The organism is Actinomadura fibrosa, assembly GCF_900659615.1.
Taxonomy (GTDB): domain Bacteria; phylum Actinomycetota; class Actinomycetes; order Streptosporangiales; family Streptosporangiaceae; genus Spirillospora; species Spirillospora fibrosa.
The window spans coordinates 1-5,167 of record NZ_CAACUY010000413.1 but is presented as its reverse complement, the minus strand read 5'-3'; the positions used below and the strand labels follow the sequence as shown (position 1 = coordinate 5,167).

5 protein-coding genes are annotated in these 5,167 nt (G+C 74.9%); 3 read left to right on the top strand and 2 right to left on the bottom strand.

The window, feature by feature from the left end:
- Both E1300_RS47505 and E1300_RS47500 read right to left on the bottom strand, forming a co-directional pair.
- The coding region (locus tag E1300_RS47505; protein WP_165503325.1) for a DUF2637 domain-containing protein at positions 1-711 on the bottom strand (711 nt) is incomplete at its 3' end.
- A gap of 172 nt (positions 712-883) precedes the next feature.
- Positions 884-1,528, bottom strand: coding sequence for a dioxygenase family protein (locus E1300_RS47500; RefSeq protein WP_131763830.1), 645 nt, complete (start codon positions 1,526-1,528; stop codon positions 884-886).
- A 240-nt stretch (positions 1,529-1,768) separates the two neighbouring features.
- Between E1300_RS47500 and E1300_RS47495 the strand changes: the two genes are divergently transcribed.
- The 3 genes from E1300_RS47495 to E1300_RS47485 form a co-directional block, all read left to right on the top strand.
- Positions 1,769-2,779 (top strand): AraC-like ligand-binding domain-containing protein, encoded by a 1,011-nt coding sequence (locus tag E1300_RS47495; protein ID WP_165503324.1) that lies wholly within the window; start codon positions 1,769-1,771, stop codon positions 2,777-2,779.
- Positions 2,780-2,899: 120 nt separating this feature from the next.
- Positions 2,900-4,216: an erythromycin esterase family protein gene (locus E1300_RS47490; RefSeq protein WP_131763828.1), complete on the top strand. Its 1,317-nt coding sequence runs from the start codon at positions 2,900-2,902 to the stop codon at positions 4,214-4,216.
- Positions 4,217-4,334: 118 nt separating this feature from the next.
- Positions 4,335-5,167: PfkB family carbohydrate kinase (locus E1300_RS47485; RefSeq protein ID WP_131763827.1), on the top strand; the 833-nt coding region annotated here is incomplete at its 3' end.

Genomic DNA, 5,167 nt, shown 5'->3' with positions numbered 1-5,167 from the left:
GGACGCGGCGGAGGCCGGGGCCGGGTCGGCGGCGGCCGCGGACGGCGCGGTCGCGCGCTCCGGCTCGGCGTCGCGCGAAGCGGCGGTGCCGTCGGCGGCGCCCTCGCCCTCGGTGCCCGACTCGATCGCCTTACCGGAGTGGCCGGGGACCTGGATCTGCGGGAACGGGCCCGTGTTCCGCAGCGGCATCAGCGTGATCTGCTGGAGCGTGACGGGGCCGGCGATGGCGCGGGTCTGCGGCTCCGGCTGCTGCTTGGGCTCGTCGTCGCGCGACACGTACCGGTGCAGCGTCCGCAGCAGGACGAACAGGCCGAGCATCGACACGATGGGCGGGACGGCGGCCGTCGCCTGGTAGGAGAACGTGCGGTTGCCGACGTGGCCGACGTTGAAGATGAGGCTCGCCGTCCAGCCCGCGAGGGCGATGCTCAGCGGCAGGAAGAAGTCGAGCCAGCTCAGCAGCTGCCGGCGGTGCAGCACGAAGGCGTCCACCGCGAGCAGGAACAGGCCGAGCTCGCCCACGATGATGAACAGGTCGACCAGCAGCGGGAACGAGTCCGCCTTCCAGCCGCGCAGGCCGTGCTCCAGGGCCCAGTGGTAGAGACCGGCGTAGGACTGGGCGAAGCCGCCCACGGTGGCGGTCATGACCGCGATGGCCATGAAGGCCACGGCTCCCCACCGTGTGACGACCTGTGCCCGGGTGGCAGCGCTCATGCGGTTGTGCTCCAGATTCCCCACTCGACCAGAAGTGATCGGTGGGAGACTATCCATTCCTTTGCCGCTTCGTGGGGGATTCGCGTCACGTCTCGGTTCCGGTCCGCGACATGACCGTCCCCGCCGGGCCTGTCGCGGCGGCCGGGCGGGGACGGCGTTCGGGGAGCGGGCCCTACGGGACCTGGAGCACGAAGTCGAACCTCGCGGTCCGTCCGGTGGGGGCGGTGGACACCTTCATCAGCAGCTCGGGGTCGTAGAGCGGGTCGGACGAGTTGCGGGGCTCGCCCGGGAAGTAGAGCTGCGTGGTGAGGATGGGCTGGTTCGGCGCCTGCACCTTGACGTGGATGTGGCGGGTGCGTCCCGGGTAGAGGCCGGGCACGATCGTCTGGAGGCTGAACCGTCCGGCGGCGTCGGTGTACTGGTGGCCGCGCAGCGTGTACGTGACGTTGTCGTACCGGCCGTAGTAGTCGGCCTGCCAGAAGTCGAGCAGCGCCCTGCCCACCGGCGCGCACGAGAGCGAGTAGACGATCCCGGTCAGCGACAGCCTGGTGCCGGGCATGCCGGACGTGACCAGGTTCGTCCGCTCGGGTGACCCGGGCTTGAAGTACGGGCCCTCCATCTGGGGCGGGGTGGGGTCGTCGTCGCCGTCGTCGCACTTGGGCGTGGGGGTGAGCTGCCGCGGCGCCTGCGGGCGCGTGCGGGCCTCGGCCGGGGTGGCGGCGGACACGGCGGCGGGCAGCGCCAGGGCGCCGACGCCGACGGCCGTGATGAAGCTCTTGCGGCTGATGCCGCCGGGTTCCTGCTCGTCCTCTGCCATGGGAGGTCTCCTCGGAGGGGGCTCGACGTGGACGGGGCGCTCCCGGGATGGCGCTCGCCCATGTATAGGCCGCCGCGGCGGGGGCGGTCTTGGCCCTCCCTGCCGCGCCTTTGGCGCCAGGTGCCAAACCGGGCCGCGCGCGTCGTGCCGACTCGCTCATTGACCTTCCTGACGGTCCGTAGAAGCCTTACGGGTGGCGTCCGGACCGCCCTGCTCCCGAAGGAAGCGCGAAGGACCGCCATGCCCACGCTCGTCAGCACCTCCGACCACCCCGCCGCCGAGCAGGCGGACTACTGGCGCCACCTGATCGCGTCCGCCTTCGGGCCGTTCCACCTGCGCCCGGCGGAGGGCGGGCCGTTCGCCGCGCGCCTGGTGTGCCGGACGTTCGGCGCCGTCGAGACGGGCGAGGTGCGGGCGCCCGCGCACGCCGTCCGGCGCGGCCCCCGGCAGATCGCCCGCGACACCCGCGAGTGCTACAAGCTGGGCCTCGTGCTGAGCGGGTCCTGCGTGCTGCGGCAGAACGGGCGGCAGGTCCGCGTCGGCGCGGGGGACGTGGTGTTCTACGACCTCACCCGCCCGGTGGAGATCTCCTTCGACGCCCACCGCCTGTTCACGGTGGTGATCCCGCACCGGGCCGTCCCGCTGTCGGTGGACCGCCTGTCCGCGCTCGGCGGCACGCTGCTCACCGACCGGGTCCGGACGGGCCGGCCGATGACGTCGCTGCTGGCGGCGCTCGCCGCGGACGCCGCGGCGACCGGCGGTGACCCGGCCGGGGACGGGGCGGCGGACGCCGGGCAAGCGGCGGACGAGCCGTACACCGACCATCTCGGCGGCGCGATCGTCGAGCTCGTGACGGGCGCGGCGAGCGAGTGGCTCGGCGCGGAGCCCGTCCCGTGCCCGGACCGCGCGGAGATGCTGCGGGCGATCGTGGCGTGGATCGAGGCGCGGCTGCACGACCCCGCCCTGACGCCGTCCGCGATCGCCGAGGCGCACCACATCTCCGTCCGACAGCTCTACCGGGTGTTCCAGCCGAAGGGCACCACCGTCGCCCGGTACGTCCGCTCCCGCCGCCTGGAGCACTGCCGCTGCGAGCTGCGCGACCCGTTCCTCGCCACCCAGCGGATCGGCGCGATCGCCTGCCGCTGGGGCATGCCGGACGCCGCGGCGTTCAGCCGGGCCTTCCGCGCGGCCTACGGCGTCGCGCCCAGCGCCTACCGGGCCGCCGCCACGGGCCTCGGCCGCGCCGACTGAGCGCCGGACCCGGCCGCTGGCCTGCCGGAACGCGGCCAGTGGCTGCTGGCGCCGTCCGCTGAATCGAAGCCTGAATCCGGGGAATCCGGGGAAGGACGACCGAAAACGGGAGGACGTCGTATGTCACGTCCAGAACGCCACAAGGACGGCGCGGACCATGCCGCCGAGGTCCACGGAGCCGCCCTGCCGCTGGAGTACGAGGACGACCTCGACCCGCTGCTGGACCGCATCGGGGACGCCCGGTGCGTCCTCGTCGGCGAGGCCAGCCACGGCACCCACGAGTTCTACGCGTGGCGGGCCGCGCTGACCCGGCGGCTGATCGCCGAGCGCGGGTTCTCGTTCGTCGCGGTGGAGGGCGACTGGCCCGACTGCCGGCGCGTCGGCCGCTCGGTGACGCTCGCGCCCGGCGCGCCCGAGGACCCGCGCGACGCCCTCGACGCCTACGAGCGCTGGCCGACCTGGATGTGGGCGAACGAGGAGACCGTCCGCTTCTGCCGCTGGCTGCGCGACCGCAACGCCGGACTGCCGGACGAGCGGCGCGCGGGCTTCCACGGCCTGGACGTCTACAGCCTGTGGGAGTCGCTGCGCGCCGTGATCGTCCACGTCGCCGAGCACCGTCCCGACCACCTGGGGACGGCGCTGGACGCCTATCGCTGCTTCGAGCCCCACGGCGAGGACCCGCAGGCGTACGGGTGGAACACGGCGCTCGTTCCGGACGGCTGCGCGGAGGAGGTGCTCGCGCTGCTGACCCGGCTGCGCGCCGCCCCGCCCCCGGGTGACGCCGCCGACCCCGGCGAGGAGTTCGCCGCCCGGCAGAACGCCGAGGTGGCCGCGAACGCCGAGCGGTACTACCGCGCCATGATCGGCGGCGGTCCGGAGTCGTGGAACGTCCGGGACGTGCACATGGCCGACACCCTCGACCGCCTCATGGGGTTCCACGGCGGGAAGGCCGTGGTCTGGGCCCACAACACGCACGTCGGCGACGCACGCGCCACGAGCATGGCCGCCGCCGGGATGGTCAACCTCGGGCAGCTCGCGCGCGAGCGCCACGGGGCCGGCCAGGTCGTCCTCGTCGGCTTCGCGAGCGGCCCCGGCCAGGTCGTGGCGGCGCCGAGCTGGGGCGCGCCGATGGAGATCATGGAGGTGCCGCCGCCGCGCGAGGGGTCCCTGGAGGCGCTGCTCGCGGAGTCGGAACTGCGCCGCGCGATGTTCATCCTGGACGAGGGGCACCGGCCGCCCTGGTACACCGACCGGCTCGGGCACCGCGCCATCGGCGTCGTCTACGACTCCGACCGAGACCGGCGGCAGTACGTCCCGACGACGCTCGCGGAGCGCTACGACGCCCTGTGCTGGTTCCGCACCACGTCCGCGCTCCTGCCGCTGCACATCGAACCGGCCCGCCTCGGCGAGCTGGAGACCCTGCCGTCCGGCGTGTGAGGCCCGCGCGGATGGAACCAGGCACCGGGATGGGAACGGGCACGGGAACGAGCACGGGCACGGGGACGGGCACTGGGACGGGCGCTGGGACAGGGACGGGCACGGGAACGGGGACGGCATGAGTGCGGGCGCGGGCGCCGAGGTGGTCGTCGTCGGGCAGATCGCCCGCGATCTCGTGCTCGTGGTCGACGCCGTCCCGGGTCCGGGGGAGTCCGCGGACGTGCGGCGGCGCCGCGAGATGCTCGGCGGCAAGGGCGCCAACCAGGCCGTCGCGCTCGCCCAGCTCGGGACGCGCGTCGCGCTGGTCGGCGTCGTCGGGGACGACGAGGCGGGCGGGCGGCTGCTCGACCAGGCCCGCCGCGACCGGATCGACGTCGTGCACGCCGTCCGCCGCGCGGGCGCCGAGACCGGGCTGATCGTCGACATCGTCGACGGATCGGGCCGCTGGCGCTACCTGGAGGACCTGCCGCCGGCCGTCCTGCTCACCGAGGCCGACATCGCGGCGGCGCGCCCGCTGTTCCGCGGGGCCGCGTGGGTCAGCGTGCAGTTGCAGCAGCCTCCGGACGCGGTACGCGCCGCGCTCGCCCAGGCCCGGGAGGCGGGCGCCCGCGTCGCGCTGGACGGCGTCCCGCCCGAGGACGGCCGCGCCGAGGTGATCGCCGCCGCCCGCATCGTCCGCGCCGACGCCCGCGAGGCCGCGATCCTCGCCGGCGAGGAGATCACCGCCCCGGCACGCGCGGTGCGGCTCGCCGAGGACCTCGTCCGGCGCGGGCCCGCGCTCGTGGCGCTGGCCGTCGAGTCCGGGAACGTCTTCGCCTGGCCGGGCGGCCACCTCGTCCTGCCCCTGGACGACGTGCCCGTCGCCGACACCACCGGCGCCGGCGACGCGTTCACCGCCGCGCTGATCGCCGCGTCCGCGCGCGGCGACCCGCCCGAGCGCGTCGCCCGGCT

What these genes read in the sequence shown, in the direction of transcription:
- E1300_RS47500 (WP_131763830.1), bottom strand. Translation starts at nt 1,528, where the DNA reads ATGGCAGAGGACGAGCAGGAACCCGGCGGCATCAGCCGCAAGAGCTTC.
- E1300_RS47490 (WP_131763828.1), top strand. Translation starts at nt 2,900, where the DNA reads ATGTCACGTCCAGAACGCCACAAGGACGGCGCGGACCATGCCGCCGAG.
- E1300_RS47495 (WP_165503324.1), top strand. Translation starts at nt 1,769, where the DNA reads ATGCCCACGCTCGTCAGCACCTCCGACCACCCCGCCGCCGAGCAGGCG.